Raw genomic sequence first — 21,861 nt, forward strand, 5'->3', positions numbered from 1 at the left:
TCCGGGGCTTGTCAGTTCCGGGGCCACCTTCCACGAGGAGCCCACGACATGACTGCCACCACAGCGGAGAAGACCGGCGCGCACACGCCCGAGGCCGCCGACGTGATCACCGGCGCGCGCGAGCGCATCGACGCACTCGACGACCGGATCATCGGCCTGATCCAGGAACGGATGGCCGTCTCGGCCGTCATCCAGGAGGCCCGGATCACCTCCGGCGGCCGCCGGGTGAACCTCTCCCGGGAGATGGAGATCCTCGGCCACTACCGGGAGGCGCTCGGCAAGCCCGGTACGACGCTCGCGATGACCCTGCTCGAACTGTGTCGCGGCCGGATCTGAATCGGCGTTCCGTGTACGCACGTGCGCATGCCTCTCACCCGTACGGCGCGTGACCGCCGCGCGAGACGCTTCGTTGGTCCCGGTGTCCGTGCCAGCCAGGGGCGGGCCCGAAAGAACCACGCGTGGCTCGCTGGAGCGATGAGACGTACGGATCGTGCCGTGCGTCGTGGGACCTCGCTCCAGGGAAGTGACCGGACGGCAGGGGACAGCAGGCCGGTCACCAAGAGAACGGTCGGCCCCGGGGACGCCCGGGGCCGACCGGCGGAACTGTCCAAGGCTTCATCAAGGCCAGCGGCGCAACCCCCCGGCGTCGCTCCCAGGCACCGGCGCAGCCCTGACGCCGGTGCTGACGAAAAGAAGGGCCCCGCGGCTCCGTCCCGCGGGGCCCTTCGCGTGTGTGCAGCCGGACCGTCGTGAGTGACTCAGGTCACATAAGAATTATGTGAAGTGCGGGACAACCATTCACAGGCCTCGTGGATCAAACCTGCTGAATCAAGGGTCACACCCGCGCCCCACACGCGGAGCCCTCCGCCCACGCGTGCTGCGACGCCGCAGCACACCGGACTTCTTGAGGACTTCATGAAGCTTCGCCGTGCCTTGGCAGCGGCCGCCGCGACGGCAGCGATAGCCCCGATGGCGCTGCTCGCGGCACCGGCCGCGTACGCGACCGAAGACACGGGTTCCGCGTCCCCGTCCGTGACCGCGACGGACTCCGCGACCGCCACGCCCACCGAGGAGCCCTCGGCGCCCGCGACCGAGACGGCCACCGCCACGCCGACCGAGTCCGTGACCGAGACGGCGACCGAGGAGCCGTCGGCGCCCGCGACCGAGACGGCCACCGAATCGGCCACGGCCACGCCGACCGGTTCGGCCTCCGCGTCGGCGTCCGCCTCCGCCACGCCCAGCCCGAGCGCCTCCACCCCGGAGGAGGAGCCCGACCTCTGCGAGAACGCGGACGACGAGTCCGTCGGCCTCAGCGAGGACCTGCGCAGCGGTCTGTCGGGGCTGCCCGAGACCATCGTGGCCGGCAGCGGGTGGACCGGGTTCTCCTTCAACGTCTCCAACAGCGGTGACGAGGAGATCAAGAACATCAAGCCGCTGATCGGCGTGGCCGCGCTCGGCTGGGACGAGCAGGACTACTCCGGCCAGATCACCGTCCAGGTCTACGACAAGGCCACCGGCTCCTGGAAGACGCTCGCGGACGCGGCCGGCGAGGGCGCAACCTTCGACGCGTTCTCGCTCGGGGCGGGTCAGTCGACCTCGTACAAGCTGCGGCTGAGCGTCAGCGGCAAGGTTCCCGACGCCATCGGTCTGACCGGCGGCTTCGCGCAGTACTCGGACGCCGACGGCTGCTGGCTCGCCGACGACCCGAACGGATGGGTGTACTTCTTCGACATCCTCGCCGCGGGCTCGGACGCCGGTAACCCCGGTGACGCCAAGCCGCAGGGCGGGATGGCCGACCTGGACGACGTGAACTCCGTCGACGCCACCGGCAGCCTCGCCGAGACCGGCTCCAGCTCCGCGCTGCCCATGATCGGCCTGGTCGGCGGTGTCGCCGTCGTCGCCGGTGCGGGTGCGGTGTTCGTCGTGCGGCGCAACAAGGCGGGTGCGCAGGCGTAAGGCGCCTGACGCGGCCCGGTAGGGCTTCACCGCAAGACAGAGAGAGGGACCTGCGCTCGGAGGGGGGCGCAGGTCCCTCTCTCTGTTGCCTTACGGCTTGGGCGGCACCGCCGGTATCCCCAGGAACGGCAGCTTCAGCGCGCCGAAGGCCTCCGCCGGGACCGCCGGGGACTGCGGCTCCACCGGCTTCAGACGTTCGTACGCCGCTTCCTGCGCCGGACGCGGGTCGGCCTCGCCCTTGTTGGGCCAGAACGACATCGCGCGCTCGGCCTGCGCGGTGATCGTCAGGGACGGATTCACGCCCAGGTTCGCGGAGACCGCCGCCCCGTCGACGACCGAGATGCCGGGGTGGCCGTACAGGCGGTGGTACGGGTCGATCACGCCGGTCTCGCGGGAGTCGCCGATCGGGCAGCCGCCGAGGAAGTGCGCGGTGAGGGGGGTGCCCATCAGTTCGCCGATGTTGCTGCCCGGGAACCCGTTGATCTCGGCGGCGATCGCCGACGCGCCCTCCGAAGCGGCCCTGATCTGCTTGGGGTTGGGAGCGCCGTGGCCCTGGCGGGCGGTCAGCAGGCCCTTGCCGACGCCGTCCGGCTTCAGATACGTCGTCAGGGAGTTGTCCAGCGACTGCATCACCAGGCCGATGATCGTCCGCTCCGACCAGCGGTGGTTGTTGAGGGAGCGGAGCATCATCAAGGGGTGACGGGCGGCGTTGCGCAGGAAGGCCAGGACGCGGGACGAGCCCTCCGTGTACGGGATCTGGAGGATCGCCAGGCCGCCCATCGAGTTGGAGCCCTTGCCGTAGCGGACCGGTTCGATGTGGGTGTTGGCGTCGGGGTGCACCGAGGACGTGATGGCGACGCCACGGGTGAAGTCGACCTTCTTCTCGCCGGTGACCTTGCGGTAGCGGCGGTTGGTGGTCTGGGCACCGACCAGGGCCTCGGAGTTGGTGCGGGTCAGCTCCCCGAGCCGGTCGGAGACGTACGGGAGCCGGCCGGTCGCCTTCATCCGGTGCAGCAGTGTCTGGGTGCCGTAGGTGCCGGCGGCCAGCACGACCTGACGGGCCCGGAAGGTGCGGCCCTTGGCCTTCTTACGATTGTCCGTGGGGAGGGTGGTGACGGCGTAGCCGCCGCGCGAGTCGTCCGTGACCGACACGACCGTCGTCAGCGGGTGCACGACCGCGCCCGCCTTCTCGGCGAGGTGGAGGTAGTTCTCGTTGAGGGTGTTCTTGGCACCGTGGCGGCAGCCGGTCATGCACTCGCCGCACTCGTTGCAGGCGTTGCGGGCGGGGCCCGCGCCTCCGAAGTAGGGGTCGGGCACCTGCTCGCCGGGGCGGGCCGTGGCCTTTCCGTCGGCGTCCTTGCCGTCGCCGAAGAACACTCCGACCGGCGCGAGGTGGAAGGTGTCGCCGACACCCATCCGCTGGGCGGCCTCCTTCAGATGGACGTCGGAGGGCGTCATCGTCGGGTTCAGGCGGACGCCGAGCATGCGTTGCGCCTGGTCGTAGTACGGCGCCAGCTCCTCCTGCCAGTCGGTGATGTGCCGCCACTGCGGGTCCTCGAAGAACGGCTTCGGCGGTACGTAGAGGGTGTTGGCGTAGTTGAGGGAGCCGCCGCCCACTCCGGCGCCGGCCAGGACCATGACGTTGCCCAGCAGGTGGATGCGCTGGATGCCGTACATGCCGAGCTTGGGGGCCCAGAGGTAGTTCTTCAGGTCCCAGGAGTTCTTGGGGAGGGTTTCGCGGGTGAAGCGGCGGCCGGCTTCCAGGACGCCGACGCGGTAGCCCTTTTCGGTGAGGCGGAGGGCGGTTACGGAACCGCCGAAGCCGGAGCCCACGACGATGACGTCGTAGTCATAGGCATCCTGTGGCACGTGCGTTCTCCCCTTTGAGTGTGCGGTGCGGGCCGTCTGTGGTTTCTCGCGCCCACGCGGCGGAGCCGCATATTGATACAGCCCCGCGCCCCTAGGTGGGTTACCTGAACCTCAGTGACTTCATCAGCCGCAGGCTTCGGCTCATGAACTGCGCGTACTTCTCGTCGTCCATGCCCAGCGACGGCGCCATCGGAAGCAGCCGCTGCTGCGCGACCGTCTGGGCCTCCGTGTACTTGAGGATGCCCTCCGAGCCGTGGCGGCGGCCGAGACCGGAGTCCTTCATGCCGCCCATGGGGGACTGGACGCTGCCGTAGGCGGGGGCGTAGCCCTCGTTGATGTTGACCGTGCCGGTGCGCAGGCGGGCGGCGACGTCCCGGCCGCGTCGGCCGTCCTTCGTCCAGACCGAGGAATTCAGGCCGTACGGCGTGGAGTTGGCGTGCTCGATCGCCTCGTCGTCCGACGTGAAGCGGTAGAGGGAGACCACCGGGCCGAAGGTCTCCTCCGTGCAGACGGCCATGGGTGCCTCGACGCCGTCGAGGATGGTCGGCTCGTAGAAGTACGGGCCGATGTCCGGGCGGGCCGTCCCGCCGGCCACCACCTTCGCGCCCTTGGCCACCGCCTCCTCGACGTGCCGCTGGACGGTCTCCAGCTGGCGTTCGCCGACCAGGCTGCCCATGTCGGCGCCGTAGGCGAGGGACCTGCCGAGGCGCATGGCCTTCGTGCGGGCGGCGAAGCGCTCCAGGAAGGCGTCGGCGATCGACTCGTGGACGTACAGCCGCTCGATGGAGATGCACAGTTGGCCCGCGGAGGAGAAGCAGGCACGCACCGCGCCCGCGGCCGCCTTCTCGATGTCGGCGTCCTCCAGCACCAGCATGGCGTTCTTGCCGCCGAGCTCGAGGGAGACGCCGACCAGGCGGGCGGCGGCGCCCTGGGCGACCTCGCGGCCGGTGCGGGTGGAGCCGGTGAAGGAGACGTAGTCGGCGTGCTTGACGACCTCGGGGCCGACGACGGGGCCGTCGCCGAGGACGACCTGGAAGACCTCTGCGGGCAGTCCGGCCTCGATGAGGAGGTCGCGCGCCCACAGCGCGGTCAGGCAGGTCTCCGTGTCGGGCTTCATCACGACCGCGTTGCCCGCGACGAAAGCGGGGAGGGCGTCGCCGACCGACAGCTCCAACGGGTAGTTCCAGGGGGCGATCTGGCCGACCACGCCGCGCGGGTGGCGCAGTTCGGTGACGCGCGTGAGGGTGGGCATGGCGCCGGCGTGCCGCTTGGGACGGAGGTAGGCGGGCGCCTTGCGACCGTAGTGGCGGGCGGCCACGGCGACCGCCTGGACCTCCTCGTGCGCGTGCAGGCGGGCCTTGCCGGTCTCCAGCTGGATCAGGTCGAGAACCTCGGCCTGGCGCTCCAGGACCAGGTCGTGGAAGCGGAGCAGGACGGCGGCGCGCTGCCGTACCGGCGTCTGCGCCCAGACGGCCTGGGCCACACGGGCCGCGTCGAACGCCTGCTGGACGTCCTCCGGCGTGGACTCGGGCAGGTCGGCCAGCTTCTCGCCGGTGAACGGCGTGTGGTTGGCGGTCCGTCCGGAACCGGCCACGCCTTTGGTGAGCTGGGCGACCAGCTCCGGCGTGACCACGTCGGCGGCGGTACGGGCGCCCTCCGGGGCGGGGGCGAGGGGGTTCGTGCCGGTCTTGGCCGGGGCCTGCGCGTCCGTCATGAGGCGCAGGGTATGCCGGAGCGCAGGCTTTGTGTACCCGTCGGTAATCGGGATTCACGGAGTGCTCACACATCGCCAGTGATCACTGGCAACGAATGCGCTGATCAGGGCGTTGAGCAAGGTCGATCAGCAGTACGTCGGTGACTGCCGATGACTTTCGATCTCGAGCGTCAGTTCCCGCCGATCTCCAGGCGATCGCGGGCTCCCTTGAACACGGCGGTGCCCTTCTTCTCGTCGGCCGTGCCCTTGGGCATGTCGACGCGGAGCTCGTACATACGGCTGTCGTCGGTGAGGATCATCAGCTCCATGACACGGATCGGGTTCTTCTCCAGACTGAAGGTGGTGTCGGCGAGGACCGCCTCCTGGCCGTGGAAGCTGGTGCGGGTGTACTGAGTGCGTGCATCGCCGTTGTAGCTGTCCCATCCGGCGTGCGCGTCCTGGGCCTGGCCCATCGGGGAACGGGGTGCCCGGTCCCACTGGGTGAGGCGGACCGAGATTCCGTCCTTCTCGTAGATGACGATCCTGGGCTGGTAGCTCGCGCCGCCCTGACGGGCGAACTCCTCGTAGTCGCCGGGGACGGAGAGGACGGCGTCCATGGCCTGCTCGCGGTGCGGGGTCCATGGCTGCTGTGTGGGAGTGGGCGTGGGCGTGGTTTCGGAGACGGTCGGGGCCTGGGTCAGCGTGGCGGCCTGCTCTCTGGCTCCCTTGCCGTCGACCTCGGTGAAGGACGATATGCCGAACCAGACGCCGCCGACGAGGAGAACGCCGAGCAGGGCGAGGGGCGGGACGGCGGGGTGGGCGGGGCTTGGGTGGAGGGTTGGGGTGGTTTGTGGTGTGGGGGTGGATTCGGGCTCCGGTTCGGTGTCGGCCTCAGGCCCGGATTCGGGTGCCCGGTCCGTTCGGGGTTCATCCGGTGTACCCATGACCCCCAGTCGGACCGTCCCGGCATCGTCCGCGAACCCCTCCAGATCCGCGGCTTCCTGAGCCTCCGCCACGTCACCGTCGGGCACCTCCGGCCAGCCCTTGGCCACCGCCTCCAGACCCACGGCGACCTCCTCCGCCTCCGGCCGCCGCTCGGGGTCCTTCACCAGCAGCCGCACGATCAGCGGCCCGAGCGGCCCGGCGTGCTGGGGTTCGGGCGGGTCGGCGGCGAGGATCGCGGCGAGCGTCGACTCCAGGGTCGTACGGCGGAACGGGGACCAGCCCTCGACGGCGGCGTACAGCAGTACGCCCAGCGACCACAGGTCGGAGGCCGGTCCGGTGCCCCGGCCCGACATCCGCTCGGGCGCGATGAACTCCAGCGAGCCCACGAACTCGCCGCTCATGGTGAGGGATTCCTCGCCCTGGACGTGGGCGATGCCGAAGTCGGTGAGGACGACGCGGCCGTGCTGCCCGAGCAGCACGTTGGCGGGCTTGACGTCGCGGTGCACGATGCCGACGGCGTGCGCGGCGCGCAGGGCGCCGAGGACGGCGAGGCCGATATGGGCGGACTCGGCGGGCGGGAGCGGGCCGCGCCCGAGGACCTCGTGGAGGGACTCGCCCCGGATCAACTCCATGACGATCCAGGGGATTCCGTCCTCCTCGACGACGTCGTGGATGGAGACGGCGGACGGATGATCGACGCGCGCGGCGGCCCGGGCCTCACGGTGCAGCCGGTGGGCGGCCCGCCGGTGCCCCTCGCCCTCCGGGTCACCGGGCAACCGGGGCTGCTTGACGGCGACTTCCCGCTCGACGAGTTCGTCGTAGGCCCGCCATACGGTGCCCATCCCGCCGGAGCCGACGCGCTCGATCAGCCGGTAGCGCCCGCCGACCAGCCGCCCGTCGCGCTGGTGTTCACCGCCGTCACTCATGTCCCATGACTACCGTGCGGAACACCTCTTTGTCGACGCGGGTCAGAGCTTGTCGACGTCCAGGTTCGCGATCGCGATCCGGGCCACCTCGCGGCCTCGCTCGGTGAAGTCGCCCTGGCCCGGGTAGCTGATGGTGAGCTTGTACATGTCCCCGCCGGCCTTGGCGGAGGTCTTGTAGTAGAAGGTCTGCAGCTCGCGGGGGCGAGGCTTCTGACTGTCGGTCGTCTTGTAGACGACGGTCATCTGCGCGGCGTCCTTGCCCTGGTACTTCGCCTCGTCGTCCGGCTTCGTCGTCGGTTTCGGTTCCTGGGACATGCCGAGGTCGTAGCTGCCGCTCTCCTTGAAGGTCGCGTTGTCCTCGTACATCTCGTCGTCCGCGGAGTCCTTGATCTGGTCGCTCGTGTCCTCGGACTTCTTGTAGAGGCTCAGGCCGATCCAGATGCTCCCGCTCGGGTCGGTGTACGCCACCCAGTGGCCGTCGTCCGTCTCCTCGGGCACGGTCCGCTCATAGCCGTCGGGCGCAGCCAGGGTCGCGGCGACGTCCTTCTCGGCGTGCGTCTTCCAGTCGTCCGGCAGCGGGCCCGCGAACGGGTCCGCGATCACGAAGTACGCCGCCACCGCCGCGGCGACGACCGCCGCGCCGAGCCCGAGCAACGCCTTGCGGCCGAGCCGGATGCCGCCGCCCTGCCCGCCGCCGCTCCCGGCGACCGTCACGACCTGCGTCGGCACCGGCTGGGGCGGATTGGCGGCCGCCTCCAGCAGCGCGCGGACCTGGGCCGCGTTCGGGCGGTGTGCCGGGTCCTTCTGGAGCAGGCCGTTGATGGCGTCGGCGAGCGGGCCGGAGGCCGAAGCGGGCGGTGCGGGCGTGGCGTTGAGGACGGACTGGAGGGTGGCCGGGGTGTTGCTGCGGCGGAAGGGGGACACGCCCTCGGTGGCCGCGTACAGCACCACTCCGAGCGACCAGAGGTCCGAAGCAGGTCCCGGGCGCTGGCCGAGGACCCGCTCAGGCGCGATGTACTCGGGCGAGCCGACGAAGCCGCCGGTGTCGGTCAGGTTCGTCTCGCCCTCGATCTGCGCGATGCCGAAGTCGGTGAGGACGACGCGGTCGTGGCGGCCGAGGAGGACGTTGTCCGGCTTGACGTCGCGGTGCAGGATGCCGGCCGCGTGCGCCGCCTCGAGCGCGCCGAGCACCTCCAGGCCGACCTTGGCCGCCTCGCGGGCGGACAGGGTGCCTTCCTGCAGGGCGGCGCCGAGGGAACGGCCCTGCACCAGCTCCATCACGATCCACGGCTGGCCGTCCACGACGGCGACGTCGTGCACGTTCACGACCGACGGATGGTCGAGCCGGGCTGCAGCGCGTGCCTCGCGGCGCATCCGCTCGAAGGCGTTGGCGCGTTCACGCTCGGGAAGGTGGTCCGGAACCCGCGGTTCCTTGACCGCGACCTCACGGTCCACCGTCTCGTCCTTGGCGCGCCACACCGTGCCCATGCCGCCGTGCCCGAGCTTGGCGAGCAGCCGGTAGCGGTCGGCGATGAGCCGCCCGGTGCCGGGGTCCTGCGGGGCCTGAGGCGCGGGCTGCGGTGCAGCGGGCTGGGGCGCGGACTGGTGTTGCGGGACGACCTGCGTGGGTGCCGCGTACGGGTTGTTCGGATGCGGTACCGCGGCGGGCTGACCCGGCGGTTGCAGACCGAAACTTGTTGGCTCGTCGGACCCGTAGTGGGCTCCCCCGTTGTTGCTCATGCGTCCATGCATATCGCGGCAAGCGCTTCTGCATCCACTGCGGTCACAGACCCGTGACTCAGGTCGTCGCTTATCTCCTATTTATGCGTCCTGTTGCCTGCTCTAGGTGCTGGGAGACGGGGACGGCGACGGCGTTGTCCCCGTCGTACTCACGGACGTGCTCGGCGCCGGACTCACCGGCGCACCGCCCCCGCCGCCACCGCCCCCGCTCAGCAGCAGCGCCACCGCGGACAACCCTGCCGCCGCCATCGCAGCCACCAGCAGCGCCGTCACCAGCCTGTCCCGCGAGGAGCGTTGGGCACGGGACGGAGCCGACGGCGTACGGCCGGTCTCCCGGAAGGCCCGCAGCATCCGCTCCGCCTGCGCCGCGTCCAGCCGTCGCTGTGGATCGCGCTCCATCAGTCCCTGTACGACGGGCAGGAGCGGGCCCGTCTGCGCGGGCGGCCGGATCTCGTCGGACAGGACGGCGTGCAGGATGCCGCCCAACGAGTCGCGGTGGAACGGCGAGCTGCCGCTGACCGCCGTGCACAGCAGCACGCCGAGCGACCACAGGTCGGAGGCCGGACCGGTGCCGGACCCCGAGATCCGCTCGGGCGCGGTGTATTCGGGCGAGCCCACGAAGGAGCCCGACTCGGTGAGGGTGCTGGCGCCCTCGACGTGGGCGACGCCGAAGTCGGTGAGGACGACCCGGCCGGTGCCGGACTCGATGAGGACGTTCGCCGGTGTGAGGTCGCGGTGCAGAACGCCGGCCGCGTGGACCGCGCGCAGGGCGCCGAGCAGGGCGATGCCGATCCGGGCCGCCTCGTACGCGTCGACCGGGCCGTGTCCGGCGATGCGGTCGGCGAGGGAGCCGCCGTCGATCAACTCCATGACGATGTAGGGGCGTTCGTCGTCCTCGACGACGTCATGGACGACGATGACGTGCGGATGGCGCAGCTGGGCCAGGGCCCGTGCCTCGCGCAGTGTGCCCTCGCGCCGGGACCGGGCCTCGGCGGCCGAACGGGAGTCGTCCTGGGCGATCTCCTTGACGGCCACCTGCCGGCCGAGCAGCTCGTCGGTGGCCTGCCAGACGACGCTCATGCCGCCGCGCCCGAGCCTCGCCCGAAGCCGGTACCGGCCTGCGATGATTCGCCCGCCCTCCCCCTCGCTGCCCATACGCCCCATCATGCCCCGCCGGAGGCGGTCCTTCCGGGAGGAGGCGACGGGGTTGGCCGACAAACGCCCCCAGGCAGCGGGTGCCTGTCAGGGCCTCAGGAGGAGCCCGGCCGCCATCCCCGCAGCACCGCGTCGAACTGTTTGCGGGTTTTCTTCCAGTCCTCCGCCGGCCCGGACATGTAGATCGCGTACTCGACGCCGTCCCGGGCGATGTACATCTGGTCGATCGCCCGCCGCGGGCCTGCGTGGACACCTGGGTCGCTCTCCAGCGCGGTCCAGGTGTACTCCCACAGGGCGCCCTTGCAATCCCGGTAGAGGTTCTCCTCCATGGTCACCCGGTTGTAGTCGACCAGCCCCTGGAGCTGCTCCTCCAGATCGCGCTGGTGCTCGATCGGGTCGTCGAAGTCCGGGGAGGTGTCGACGGCGATGCGGATGAAGTGGATGCCGCCGTCCGGCGTGTAGTCGATCTGTGTGAGGTCGCCGTCGACGCCGTGCACCTTCCGCGTCCAGTCCTTGCTGGGCACGGAGAGACCGAAACCCACCGGGTCGTCGACCCGCTCCCAGCTCGGGCTCGGGCTCGGGCTCGGGTGTGCACTCGTCGGTGAGGTGGTGGCGCGGTTCTGGCTGCGGCCCGCGTCCCATTTCTGCAGCCCCACCGCGGCGCCCCCGCCGACCAGGGCCGCGAGGGCGACCACGAGGGCCAGGGTGCGCAGCCGGCGCCGTCCGGCCGGAGCAGGGGCCGGGACAAGGGCGGTCGGTCCGGAGTGGACCTGGGTGTCCTGGCCGATCGGGCGGGTGTCCGTGTGCCGGACCGTCGGCTCGTACACCTCCGTCACCTGCGGTCGCCGTCCCTCGGCCACCTCGGCGAGCAGCCGCTCGGCCTCCGCAGAGTCGGGCCGTGCGGCCGGTTCCTTGCGCAGGAGTGCGGTGATGACGGGCCCGAGCGGGCCGGCGTACCGGGGTTCGGCGGGCTGCTCCTCCACGACGGCCTGCATGGTGGACAGCGGCGAGGTGCGGCGGAACGGCGAGGTACCCTCCACCGCCGTGTACAGCGTCGCGCCGAGCGCCCACAGGTCTGCGGCGGGTCCCGGATCGTGTCCGCGGACGCGTTCGGGGGCGAGGTAGTCGACGGATCCGACGACCTCTCCCGTACGCGTGATGGTGCTGTCGCCCTCGATCTGGGCGATGCCGAAGTCGGTGAGCAGGACGCGGCCGTCGTCGCCGAGGAGGACGTTGCCGGGCTTGACGTCGCGGTGCAGGACACCGGCGGAGTGCGCGGCGCGCAGGGCGCGCAGTACCCACAGGCCGATCCGGGCGGCCTCGGTCGGCTCGACGCGGCCGTCCTGCCTGACCGCGTCGGCGAGTGAACGGCCCTCGACCAGCTCCATCACGATCCACGGCCGGGCGTCGTGATCGAGCACGTCGTGCACGGTGACGACCGCGGAGTGGTTGATCCGCGCCGCCGCGCGCGCCTCCGCCCGGGTGCGGGCGAGGAGCCGCTCCTGGTCGCTCTCGGAGACGAAGTGCGCGGCGGTCAACTCCTTGATCGCGACGACCCGGTGCAGCACCTCGTCATGGGCGCGCCACACCCGGCCCATGCCACCGCTGCCGATGGCGTCGGTGAGCCGGTAGCGGCCCCCGAGGAGCAGGCCTTGCATCTGATTCACGTTTCCCCGCAATGTTCTTGACAGGGTCAGCGTAAGGACCGGTCCGCGAACGGGGAACCACCGGGGGCCTCAAGGAGACAGCACTGTGACGGTTGTCGCTTTCGGGGACAGGAGGGAACCGCGTACTACGCGCGCTGCTCAGCCGGTGGACCGGTAGGTCGCCGACGCCTGCTCGAACAGCCGCGTCACCTCGTCCCGTTCGGCCTCCGGACCGCGGAGCTGCACCACGTGGTAGCGGTCGTCGATCAGGATCGCGAGGTTGCGCACGAACAGCTCGCGCCCGTCCTCGTCGGTCCAGGTGAACTGGCCCTCGGCCATGGTCCGACCGCCCACCTCGATGGTCTTCAGGCCGGTGGAGGTGGCCCAGCTCGACTCGCGGTACGGCCGCAACTCCGGCTCCCGCTCGCGCTGGTACGTCATCGGATCGCTGCCGTACTCGTCCGCGCCGTCCCGGCCCGCCACGACGATCAGCTCGAAATCGCCCTTGCCGTACACGACCTGGCCGCTGCCGTTCTCCGGGGTGCGCTGCCAGCCCTCGGCGACGGCGACGCGGAAGCCCTCCGGGTCCGTACGCAGCGTGAAGCCGTCGGCGACGTCGGGGGCGTCGGTCTGGGTCTCGGTGTCGGTGGAGCCGGCCGACTCCGCGGGACCGTCGGACGCGTTCTGGTCGGGCCGTGGCTCACTGCTCGCGTCCGGCGTCTGTGCGGGCGCCTGGTCGACCTGGCCGGCGGCTCCGGTGCGGTCGGCGCCGTCCGCGCCACTGCCGGTCTCGTCGGCCTTCGGCATGAACAGCATGGCGTACGCGATCGCGCCGGCCAGCGCGAGCAGCACCAGCAGAAGCAGGGTGCGGCCCAGGCTGCGCGGCGAGCGGGCCTTCGGCCTGTTCCGCTTGTGCCGCCCGTGCGGCGCGGGCAGCCCGGCGCGCCGTCGGCGCACCAACTCGCCCTTGTGGCGCACGATCGGCAACCGACTCGCATCGGGCGGCGGCGCGGCGACGACATGCACGCCGGCCTCCGGCTCGGGCGCGGAGCGCACCAGCGAGCGCAGCCAGCCACGCAGTTCCTCGAAGTCGAGGCGCTCGGTGGGATCCTGGCGCAGCAGCGACTCCACGACCGGCCGCAGGGGTCCGCACTCCTCCGCGAACGCCGGCGGCTCGGCACACACCATCTGCACCAGCTCGGCCGTCGACTCCTCCGGGTACGGCGCATGCCCCTGTACAGCCCTGAAGAGCAGCGCCCCCAGCGCCCACAGGTCGGTCGCGGGTCCGATGGGCGGCGCCAACTGCCAGTTCTCGTGCACCGGCCCCGCCTGCTCGGGCGCCCACCGTTCCGTCACCGGCCCGACCACGGCCATCCGCGCCTGCCGCGCCCGCTCGGCGGCCAGGGCGGTGGCCGGTCCCCGCCGCGGAGCGGGCGTCCCGGCAACGAGGTCGTCCCAACGGCTGGGCGGCGGGGCATCGGCGGCGGGCCCTGCGGGCGGGAGAGCGGTACGAGCCGGCTGGGTTTCCTGACCTGGGACCGGCCCGGCCTGCGTGTGCCTGTTGGCGCCGGCCGCACCGCGGGGTGCGGCGCCGTGCCAGGGCGTGGCGCGTACGCCGTAGGGGTCGGCGATCTGGCCGGGCGGCGTGCCGTCAGGCGTGCGCTGCGGGCCGGGTCCGGAGGCATACGGCGCCTCGACCACGTCGCCCTCGGACCGGGCCCCGGGCAACGCCGGCCGGTTCTGCTGCACGGCTGGACCGGAGGCGTACGGCGACTGCGCCACGCCGCCCTCGGCCGCCGGACGCGCCCCGGGCAACGCCGCCCGCCCGCTCTGCTGCGTCTCCTGGACCTGGGCTGCCGCCCGCGCCCCCGCGCGATAAGCGGCGATCGCCCCGGCTCGTGCGGCTCGGATGTCCCCGCCGGTCTCCTGCGCCCTGCGGGCGGGCGCGGCCGAGCCCCCGGCCCCGTGAGCCCCGTCCTCACCCGGCACCGGCAGCCCGCCGGCCGCCCGCGCCTCGATGGCGGCACGCCGGGCGGCCTCGGGGTCCCCGCCGCCGAAGCCACCGGGCCCAGCAGCCCCACGGGACTCCCCGGACACACCAGCACCGGTATCGCCCCCAGGAACTCCGCCGTCGCCCTCACCCCCGTCGTACATCCACGCCGGCACGGGGTCGTACCCGCACAGCGCCTCCTCCGCCGCCCCGACCGCCAGGCCGGTCAGCATGACGCGGCCGTCGTCGCAGACGAGGATCGTGCGGGCGGTGATGTTCCGGTGCACCCAGCCATGCGCATGCAGCACCCGAAGCGCCATCAGCACATCGGACGCGACCTCGGCAGCCCGGTACGGCGTCAACGGCTGCTCCGCCAGCAGAGCCGCCAGCGGCCGGGCCGCCACCAACTCGCTGACGATCCACAGCGAACCGCCCTCGGCGAACACGTCGAAGACCTGGTCGAGCCGCGGATGGTCGGGGATCCGGGCCGCCGCCTGCGCGGCCTGCACCGCCCGCCGAACCGCCGGATCGGTCGGCCGCCGAGCCCCCGTACGCGCCGTCGGCCCTCGCCGCGCTCCTCGGTCCCGTGCCGTGAAACCCTCCGGCAGCCCCTCCGCGTCGAGCACCTCCGCCTCGACGACCTCCGGCAACGGCACCTGCCTGATCAGGACTTCCTGCCCGCTGTAGGTGTCGAAAGCCCGGGTCTCGGTGAGTTCGTACTCATCGGACGGCGGCAGCGGCAGGCGGTAGCGGTCGGCGAGCACCCGGCCCGCATAGTCGTCCACATTGCCTCCCCCGGCCGCCCGGCTGGTCAATTCCGTTCGTCTGGCGTCCCGTTCCGGATGCGTACGGTTCGCAAGCACTCACGATACGTGCCGGAGGCAACCCGCACAGAGCGGACGGGAGATCTCACATCCCCAACCCGCATGCCGCCCCGATCACTTCTTCGGTTCAAAGGTCTTCGTCAGCGTCCGCCATGTGGTCCGGCGCAGTTCGCCGTCCCATGCCGCGGCCTTCGCCGTGTACATCAGTGCGTAGCCCTGCTGGTCGTTCACCACGAACCCGCGGTCGATCGTCCGGTACTTCGTTCCCCCGTCGACATAGGTGAACTCCCAGTCGGCCGTGTTCCAGTCGCGGTAATCCACCTTCTCGATGCGGATCCGGTCGTACTGCGAGCGCGTCATGTAGCGCTCCTGGTTCTTCCAGTCCGCGACGGGGTCGCCCTTGGGCGTGGACGTCCAGGCGACCAGCAGCTTCTGCCCGTTCGGTCCGGTGAAGCGGTCGCCGGCCGCGTCCGACGACTGGTACTTCCATCCCTTGGGCAACCCGATGGAGTAGCCCTGGCCGCCCTGGTACGTCGACACCGCCGAAGTGCCGTCGAAGGAGTCGGAGGCGTCGTCCGAGCCCTTGTCGCCTTCGGCGCCCGCACCGCCGCTTGCACTCGGCGTGTTGTCCGGTGTGGCGCCCGCCGTCGCCGACTGCTTCGCCTCCGGGTCCGTACGGACTCCGCCGTCGTCGTCCGTCTTGGTGTCGGCGCTTCTGCTCGCCTCGGCGACGGCCTTGTTGCCACCGCCGCCGGCCCCGTCGGACCCCTTGTCGTCCCCGCCGAGCGAGACGGCCAGCACGATGCCGAGCACGACGACCAGCACGGCCACCGCGATGATGACCAGCGTCCGCCGGGGCACCACGTCGGTGAGCGGCGCCCTGGGCGCGGGCCGCGGCGGCAGGTCGGGCGGCGTCATCACGGGCCACCCCGAACTCCGGCCGTCGGAAGCGGCGTTCGCGGCCTGCTTGCCCTGTGCGCCCTTCGTCGCCTGCTCACCGGCGTCGGACGACGCCGGGGAGGCAGTCACGGGCGCGCCGGCCTCCGCCGATGCGGAGCTCGTGGTCTTCGTACGGGCCGAGGTGGCCGCACCCGCCGCGGCCTTGCGCGCCGAGCGCAACGCGCCGCGCAGCCGATCAGCCGCCTCCTTACCACCGGCCCCCGCCGAACTTCCCTGCGTCGCGGGCGGCTGCGGCGGCAGCGGAACGACCTTCGTCGCATCGGCCGGCTCAGCCGTCTTCGGCTCGGGGGCGTGGATGACCGCGTTGAGCATCGCGCGGGCACCCGCGTCGTCGAGCCGCTCGGCGGGGTCCTTGGTGAGCAGTCCGTGGATGACGTCCTTGAGGGGTCCGGCGTTCTTCGGCTCCTCCAGCGGCTCGGTCATCACCGCGGTGAGGGTCGCGATCGCAGAGCCCTTGTCGTACGGCGGCACGCCCTCGACCGCCGCATACAGCAGACCGCCGAGCGACCACAGGTCGGCGGCCGGGCCGGGCTTGTGTCCGCGGGCGCGCTCCGGCGAAATGTAGGAGGGGGCGCCCACGAGCATGCCGGTGGAGGTGATGGACGGGTCGCCCTCGACCTGGGCGATGCCGAAGTCGGTGAGCACGACCCGGCCGTCGTCGGCGATCAGTACGTTCGACGGCTTCACGTCGCGGTGCAGGATGCCCTCGCGATGCGCCGAGCGCAGTACGTCGAGGATGGCGAGGCCGACCTCGGCGGCGCGCCTCGGTTCGAGGACGCCGTCCTCGCGGATGGCCTCCGCAAGGGACTTGCCCTCGACGAGTTCCATCACGATCCACGGCCGGTCGTCCTCCTCGACCACGTCGAAGACCGTCACCGCGCTGTTGTTGCGGATCCGCGCAATGGCCTTGGCCTCGCGCAGCGTGCGCGTGATCAGTCGGCGCTTCTCCTCCTCGTCGATGTTCGACGGGAATCGCAGCTCCTTGACGGCGACCGTCCGGCCGAGCGTCTCGTCCTCGGCGCGCCACACCGTACCCATGCCGCCGCGGCCCAGTACTTCACCCAGCCGGTACCGCCCCGCGAGAAGACGCTCGCTCTTGTCCTGACGAGTGTCCTGACGGGATGTCCCCGCCCGCTCCGCCTCCGACATGCGTCCCCTCATGCAACCCGCCCTGACAGAGCTTCCATTGTCCCTCACCCGACAAGTGCCCGACGCCCAGGGTGCCCCCGCGCCGCCGCTGCCCCGCCCACGACTGTCCGTGCGTGCGCCCGACGCCCTCCTCTCCCTGACCGCCGGCATCCCGCCCCCCTCTGAGCGACCCCTGCGAGAAGCGACTAGAGCGGCACGATGTCCGGCGCCCCCAGCCGCGCCGCGTCCGCCGTCAGGTCGTCCGGCTGGCGCTGCGACTCCCGCTCCGCCTCCACCCGCTTGTTGTAGTGCTCGATCTCCCGCTCGATGTGGTCCTTGTCCCAGCCGAGCACCGGCGCCATCAGCTCGGCGGCCTCACGGGCGCTGCGGGTGCCCCGGTCGAAGGTCTCGATGGAGATGCGGGTGCGCCGGGTCAGTACGTCGTCCAGGTGCCGCGCGCCCTCGTGCGAGGCGGCGTACACGACCTCGGCGCGCAGATAGTCGTCCGCCGCGTGCAGGGGCTCGCCCAGCGAGGTGTCGGCGGCGATGAGCTCGAGCAACTCCTCGGCCAGCGACCCGTACCGGTTCAGCAGGTGCTCGACGCGCACCACATGAAGTCCGGTGCGCGCGGCGATCCGGGCCCGCGCGTTCCACAGCGCCCGGTACCCCTCGGCGCCGAGCAGTGGGACGTCCTCGGTGACGCACTCGGCGACCCGCAGGTCGAGTCCGTGCACGGCCTCGTCGACCGCGTCCTTGGCCATCACGCGGTACGTCGTGTACTTGCCGCCCGCCACCACGACCAGCCCCGGCACGGGGTGCGCGACGGTGTGCTCGCGGGACAGCTTGCTGGTGGCGTCCGACTCGCCGGCGAGCAGCGGCCGGAGTCCCGCGTACACGCCCTCGACGTCGTCGCGCGTGAGCGGCACCGCCAGCACCGAGTTCACACGCTCCAGCAGATAGTCGATGTCGGCGCTGGACGCGGCCGGGTGCGCCTTGTCGAGGTCCCAGTCGGTGTCGGTGGTGCCGATGATCCAGTGCCGGCCCCAGGGGATGACGAACAGCACGGACTTCTCGGTACGCAGGATCAGGCCGGTGGTGGAGTGGATCCGGTCCTTGGGCACGACCAGGTGGATGCCCTTGGACGCCCGGACGTGGAACTGCCCCCGCTCCCCCACCATCGCCTGGGTGTCGTCGGTCCACACGCCGGTGGCATTGACGATCTGCTTGGCCCGGACCTCGTACTCCCCGCCCGCCTCGACGTCCTGCACCCGGGCGCCGACGACGCGCTCGCCCTCGCGCAGAAATCCGGTCACGCGCGCACGGTTGGCGACTTTCGCGCCGTACGACGCTGCCGTACGCACGAGTGTGGCGACGTAACGGGCGTCGTCCATCTGGGCGTCGTAGTACTGCAGGGCTCCGACCAGCGCCTCCTTCTTCAGGGCGGGGGCGATGCGCAGGGCGTGACGGCGGCTCAGGTGGCGGTGCAGGGGCAGGCCCCGGCCGTGGGTGCGAGCCATCGACATGGCGTCGTAGAGCAGGACACCCGAACCGGCGTACAGACGCTCCCAGCCCTTGTACTGCAGCGGGTACAGGAACGGCACCGGTTTCACCAGATGCGGAGCCAGCCGCGACACCAACAGCCCGCGTTCCTTCAGTGCCTCCCGGACGAGCGTGAAATCGAGCATCTCCAGATAACGCAGGCCGCCGTGGATCAGTTTGCTGGACCTGCTCGACGTGCCCGACGCCCAGTCACGCGCCTCGACCAGACCCGTGGACAGCCCACGTGTCACGGCGTCCAGCGCGGTGCCCGCGCCGACCACGCCACCGCCCACGACCAGCACATCCAGTTCCCGCTCGGCCATTGCCGCGAGTGACTCGGCCCGCTGCGCCGGCCCCAGTGTCCCTGTCCTCACCACTGCCTCCCGCTGATCGCCCGACCCGTATCCCCATGCCCAGATTCTGACCGGGTTGCCCGACTTCAGCCACCACGCGCCCCAGCTTGTGGACAACACTCGCGGAAACGCGCCCGATCAATCCCGCAAATCGGTCATATTTACTCCTAGTGTGACATTGCGCTGCGTCCTGAACTGTCCACAGGGCTTGCGCACCTGTCCCGCTTCGGTTACTGGGAAGGACGGCCCACGCCATGCCCGCAGATCTCGCCGTCATCGGACTCGGCCCGCTCGGCCTGCCGCTGGCCCAGGCCGCCGTCGCCGCCGGCATCCCCACCGTCGGCTACAAGACCGGCCCGGAGCCCGGCTCGCTCAGCCCCGCCGAACTGCGCCGGATGCTCTCGGGGGGCTTCCGGCACGCCGCGGGACCGGCCGAGCTCGGCCGGGTGCGCACCGCGGTCATCTGCGCACCGGCGCCCAGGAGCGCGGACGGCGGGCTCGACCTGAGCCAGGTGGAGATGGCCGCCCACATCCTGGCAACCCGGCTGCGCCCGCACACCACGGTCATCCTGGAGTCGCCCGTATCCCCGGGGACGACGGAGGAATTCCTGCGCCCGCTCCTCGAGGAGGGCTCGGGCCTGCGCGCGGGCCGCGACTTCCACCTCGCCTACTCACCCAGTCGGGTCGACCCCGGCAACCGCGACTTCACCCCGGCCGGCACCCCGAAGGTCATCGGCGGCCTCACCCCGGCCTGCACGGAGTCGGCCGCCACCTTCTACAGCCGGCTCACCGACAAGGTGGTACGCGCGCGTGGACTCCGCGAAGCCGAGACCGTGCAGCTCCTGGAGACCAACTACCGGCACGTCAACATCGCCCTGGTCAACGAGATGGCCGTCCTGTGCCACGACCTGGGCGTCGACCTGTGGGACGTCATCCGCTGCGCGGAGACCAAGCCGTTCGGCTTCCAGGCCTTCCGCCCCGGCCCCGGCGTCGGCGGCCACGCCGTCCCACAGGACCTGACCGGCCGCTCGGGCCGCGGGCTGCGCATGGTGGAGCTGGCCCAGCAGGTCAACAGCCGGATGCCCCGCTACGTCGTCCAGCGCGCCGCCACCCTCCTCAACGAGCACGGCAAATCGGCCCGCGGCGCGCGCGTGCTGCTGCTCGGCGTCACCTACAAGCCCGACCTCGCCGACCAGCAGGGCACCCCGGCACAGGAGATCGCGACCCGCCTGATGGAGCTCGGCGCCGCCGTCAGCTACCACGACCCGCACATCCCGTCCTGGAGCGTCCTCGACCGCCCGGTCCCCCGCGCGGACTCCCTCTACGAGGCCGCCGCCGACGCCGACCTCACGATCCTGCTCCAGAACCACCGCACGTACGACCTCCAGGGCCTGTCGGTGAAGGCCCAGCTACTGCTGGACACGCGGGGGGCCACGCCCACGGGGGCGGCGCACCGGTTGTGAGCGGGGGCGCGCGGCGACCCGGGCTCCGGGGGCTGCTGGCACGCGGCACTCGCCGCGGGTACCGTACAAAACAGGTGGAGCCCACCGCAGCGGCCACTGCAGCGGGCTCCTGATCGGTGAACGGAGTGTCCACCCCTAGTTCACATAGGGGTGGCCGCTCACCGACCGTGAATCCGCAAGATCCACCTCCTCCGGAACTTCACCAGCCGAAGCCGAATGCGGTCCCAGCGAGTGGGCTTGCGGTGACGGCCCATGGGCGCGCCCCCTTCCACGACGCCACCCGTTGGCCCGGTAGGCAGCACGTCGGAGTTCGGGCCGGGCCCCGAGGGCAGGGTCCGGAACCGTGTCCTTGGAAGGGGGCGCCCCAGAGAACCGGGTCGCCGATCACGGACACTACCGCCCGCCTACGCCCGTTCAGCCCACGTTCGCCCCGAACGCAACCACGCGCCCCCTCCCGCACAACACGCCCCCAAACAGGCACCCTTGGGCGCGCAAAAGGGCCGGTCACCCACCCGGATGACCGGCCCTTCCCCGTCGTAGCAGCTAGCGCCGATGCTGCGAGTCCGCCACCGTGACCTCGACCCGCTGGAACTCCTTCAGCTCGCTGTACCCGGTCGTGGCCATCGCCCGCCGCAGCGCACCGAAGAAGTTCATCGAACCGTCGGGCGTGTGCGACGGCCCGGTGAGGATCTCCTCTATGGTCCCGACCGTGCCGAGGTCGACCTTCTTGCCGCGCGGCAGCTCCTCGTTGACGGCCTCCATGCCCCAGTGGTGGCCCTTGCCGGGGCCGTCCGTCGCGCGCGCGAGGGGGGAGCCCATCATCACCGCGTCGGCGCCGCAGGCGATCGCCTTGGGCAGGTCGCCGGACCAGCCGACGCCGCCGTCCGCGATCACGTGCACATACCGCCCGCCGGACTCGTCCATGTAGTCCCGGCGAGCCGCCGCCACGTCGGCCACCGCGGTGGCCATCGGCACCTGGATGCCCAGGACGTTGCGCGTGGTGTGCGCGGCGCCGCCGCCGAAGCCGACCAGGACGCCGGCCGCGCCGGTACGCATGAGGTGCAGGGCCGCGGTGTAGGTGGCGCAGCCGCCGACGATCACCGGGACGTCGAGCTCGTAGATGAACTGCTTCAGGTTCAGCGGCTCGTGCGAGGACGAGACGTGCTCCGCGGAGACCGTCGTACCGCGGATGACGAAGATGTCCACGCCCGCGTCCACCACGGCCTTGGAGAACTGGGCCGTGCGCTGCGGGGAGAGCGCGGCGGCGGTGACCACGCCGGAGTCGCGCACCTCCTTGATGCGCTGCCCGATCAGCTCCTCCTTGATGGGAGCGGCGTAGATCTCCTGCAGGCGACGCGTCGCGGCCTCGACCGGCAGGCCGACGATCTCGTCGAGCAGCGGCTGCGGGTCCTCGTACCGCGTCCACAGGCCTTCGAGGTTCAGCACGCCGAGGCCGCCGAGCTCGCCGATGCGGATCGCCGCGGCCGGCGAGACGACCGAGTCCATGGGGGCTGCCAGGAAGGGCAGCTCGAAGCGGTAGGCGTCGATCTGCCAGGCGATCGAGACCTCCTTCGGGTCCCGCGTACGGCGGCTGGGGACGACGGCGATGTCGTCGAAGGCGTACGCCCGGCGGCCGCGCTTGCCGCGCCCGATCTCGATCTCAGTCACTTGTGA

At 71.6% G+C, this 21,861-nt stretch carries 13 protein-coding genes; 3 read left to right on the forward strand and 10 right to left on the reverse strand.

Features of this window, described 5'->3' with window-relative positions:
• The first annotated feature begins 48 nt into the window (after nucleotides 1-48).
• Both StrepF001_RS17575 and StrepF001_RS17580 read left to right on the forward strand, forming a co-directional pair.
• A complete protein-coding gene (locus StrepF001_RS17575; RefSeq protein ID WP_129799219.1) occupies nucleotides 49-336 on the forward strand; it encodes a chorismate mutase in 288 nt (95 codons plus the stop codon).
• A gap of 579 nt (nucleotides 337-915) precedes the next feature.
• Nucleotides 916-1,956, forward strand: coding sequence for an LAETG motif-containing sortase-dependent surface protein (locus tag StrepF001_RS17580; RefSeq protein ID WP_129799220.1), 1,041 nt, complete (start codon nucleotides 916-918; stop codon nucleotides 1,954-1,956).
• Between the two features lie 90 nt (nucleotides 1,957-2,046).
• Here the strand turns inward: StrepF001_RS17580 and StrepF001_RS17585 are convergent, their stop codons facing one another.
• The 9 genes from StrepF001_RS17585 to StrepF001_RS17625 all read right to left on the reverse strand — a co-directional run bounded on the left by StrepF001_RS17585 (nucleotide 2,047) and on the right by StrepF001_RS17625 (nucleotide 18,745).
• Nucleotides 2,047-3,825, reverse strand: a complete 1,779-nt coding sequence (locus tag StrepF001_RS17585; protein WP_129799221.1) for a GMC family oxidoreductase — start codon at nucleotides 3,823-3,825, stop codon at nucleotides 2,047-2,049.
• A gap of 100 nt (nucleotides 3,826-3,925) precedes the next feature.
• Nucleotides 3,926-5,539, reverse strand: a complete 1,614-nt coding sequence (locus StrepF001_RS17590) for a succinic semialdehyde dehydrogenase (RefSeq protein ID WP_129799222.1) — start codon at nucleotides 5,537-5,539, stop codon at nucleotides 3,926-3,928.
• A 170-nt stretch (nucleotides 5,540-5,709) separates the two neighbouring features.
• Complete coding sequence (locus StrepF001_RS17595; RefSeq protein ID WP_129799223.1) at nucleotides 5,710-7,389, reverse strand: serine/threonine-protein kinase; 1,680 nt, start codon at nucleotides 7,387-7,389, stop codon at nucleotides 5,710-5,712.
• Nucleotides 7,390-7,431: 42 nt separating this feature from the next.
• On the reverse strand, nucleotides 7,432-9,129 hold the full coding sequence (locus tag StrepF001_RS17600) for a serine/threonine-protein kinase (protein WP_129799224.1): 1,698 nt from the start codon (nucleotides 9,127-9,129) through the stop codon (nucleotides 7,432-7,434).
• A 102-nt stretch (nucleotides 9,130-9,231) separates the two neighbouring features.
• A complete protein-coding gene (locus StrepF001_RS17605) occupies nucleotides 9,232-10,284 on the reverse strand; it encodes a serine/threonine-protein kinase (RefSeq protein ID WP_346656954.1) in 1,053 nt (350 codons plus the stop codon).
• Between the two features lie 95 nt (nucleotides 10,285-10,379).
• Nucleotides 10,380-11,942 carry a serine/threonine-protein kinase gene (locus tag StrepF001_RS17610; protein WP_129799601.1) on the reverse strand — a complete coding sequence of 521 codons (1,563 nt, stop codon included), beginning with the start codon at nucleotides 11,940-11,942 and terminating at the stop codon, nucleotides 10,380-10,382.
• A gap of 147 nt (nucleotides 11,943-12,089) precedes the next feature.
• Nucleotides 12,090-14,705 carry a protein kinase gene (locus tag StrepF001_RS17615; protein WP_129799225.1) on the reverse strand — a complete coding sequence of 872 codons (2,616 nt, stop codon included), beginning with the start codon at nucleotides 14,703-14,705 and terminating at the stop codon, nucleotides 12,090-12,092.
• A 153-nt stretch (nucleotides 14,706-14,858) separates the two neighbouring features.
• A complete protein-coding gene (locus tag StrepF001_RS17620; protein WP_129799602.1) occupies nucleotides 14,859-16,853 on the reverse strand; it encodes a serine/threonine-protein kinase in 1,995 nt (664 codons plus the stop codon).
• Between the two features lie 185 nt (nucleotides 16,854-17,038).
• Nucleotides 17,039-18,745 (reverse strand): glycerol-3-phosphate dehydrogenase/oxidase, encoded by a 1,707-nt coding sequence (locus tag StrepF001_RS17625; protein WP_129799226.1) that lies wholly within the window; start codon nucleotides 18,743-18,745, stop codon nucleotides 17,039-17,041.
• A 233-nt stretch (nucleotides 18,746-18,978) separates the two neighbouring features.
• On the opposite strand from StrepF001_RS17625, the gene StrepF001_RS17630 reads away from it, so the two are divergent.
• Nucleotides 18,979-20,187: a nucleotide sugar dehydrogenase gene (locus tag StrepF001_RS17630; protein ID WP_129799227.1), complete on the forward strand. Its 1,209-nt coding sequence runs from the start codon at nucleotides 18,979-18,981 to the stop codon at nucleotides 20,185-20,187.
• A 543-nt stretch (nucleotides 20,188-20,730) separates the two neighbouring features.
• Here the strand turns inward: StrepF001_RS17630 and StrepF001_RS17635 are convergent.
• Nucleotides 20,731-21,855 (reverse strand): GuaB3 family IMP dehydrogenase-related protein, encoded by a 1,125-nt coding sequence (locus StrepF001_RS17635; protein ID WP_129799228.1) that lies wholly within the window; start codon nucleotides 21,853-21,855, stop codon nucleotides 20,731-20,733.
• Between the last annotated feature and the right edge of the window lie 6 nt (nucleotides 21,856-21,861).

Source organism: Streptomyces sp. F001 (assembly GCF_004187715.1).
Classification (GTDB): domain Bacteria; phylum Actinomycetota; class Actinomycetes; order Streptomycetales; family Streptomycetaceae; genus Streptomyces; species Streptomyces flavusporus.

Excerpts from the sequence above, each read along its gene's own strand:
- StrepF001_RS17580 (WP_129799220.1), top strand. The coding sequence starts at position 916 with ATGAAGCTTCGCCGTGCCTTGGCAGCGGCCGCCGCGACGGCAGCGATA.
- StrepF001_RS17590 (WP_129799222.1), bottom strand. The coding sequence starts at position 5,539 with ATGACGGACGCGCAGGCCCCGGCCAAGACCGGCACGAACCCCCTCGCC.
- StrepF001_RS17610 (WP_129799601.1), bottom strand. The coding sequence starts at position 11,942 with ATGCAAGGCCTGCTCCTCGGGGGCCGCTACCGGCTCACCGACGCCATC.
- StrepF001_RS17600 (WP_129799224.1), bottom strand. The coding sequence starts at position 9,129 with ATGAGCAACAACGGGGGAGCCCACTACGGGTCCGACGAGCCAACAAGT.
- StrepF001_RS17605 (WP_346656954.1), bottom strand. The coding sequence starts at position 10,284 with ATGGGCAGCGAGGGGGAGGGCGGGCGAATCATCGCAGGCCGGTACCGG.
- StrepF001_RS17630 (WP_129799227.1), top strand. The coding sequence starts at position 18,979 with ATGCCCGCAGATCTCGCCGTCATCGGACTCGGCCCGCTCGGCCTGCCG.
- StrepF001_RS17595 (WP_129799223.1), bottom strand. The coding sequence starts at position 7,389 with ATGAGTGACGGCGGTGAACACCAGCGCGACGGGCGGCTGGTCGGCGGG.
- StrepF001_RS17575 (WP_129799219.1), top strand. The coding sequence starts at position 49 with ATGACTGCCACCACAGCGGAGAAGACCGGCGCGCACACGCCCGAGGCC.
- StrepF001_RS17620 (WP_129799602.1), bottom strand. The coding sequence starts at position 16,853 with ATGTCGGAGGCGGAGCGGGCGGGGACATCCCGTCAGGACACTCGTCAG.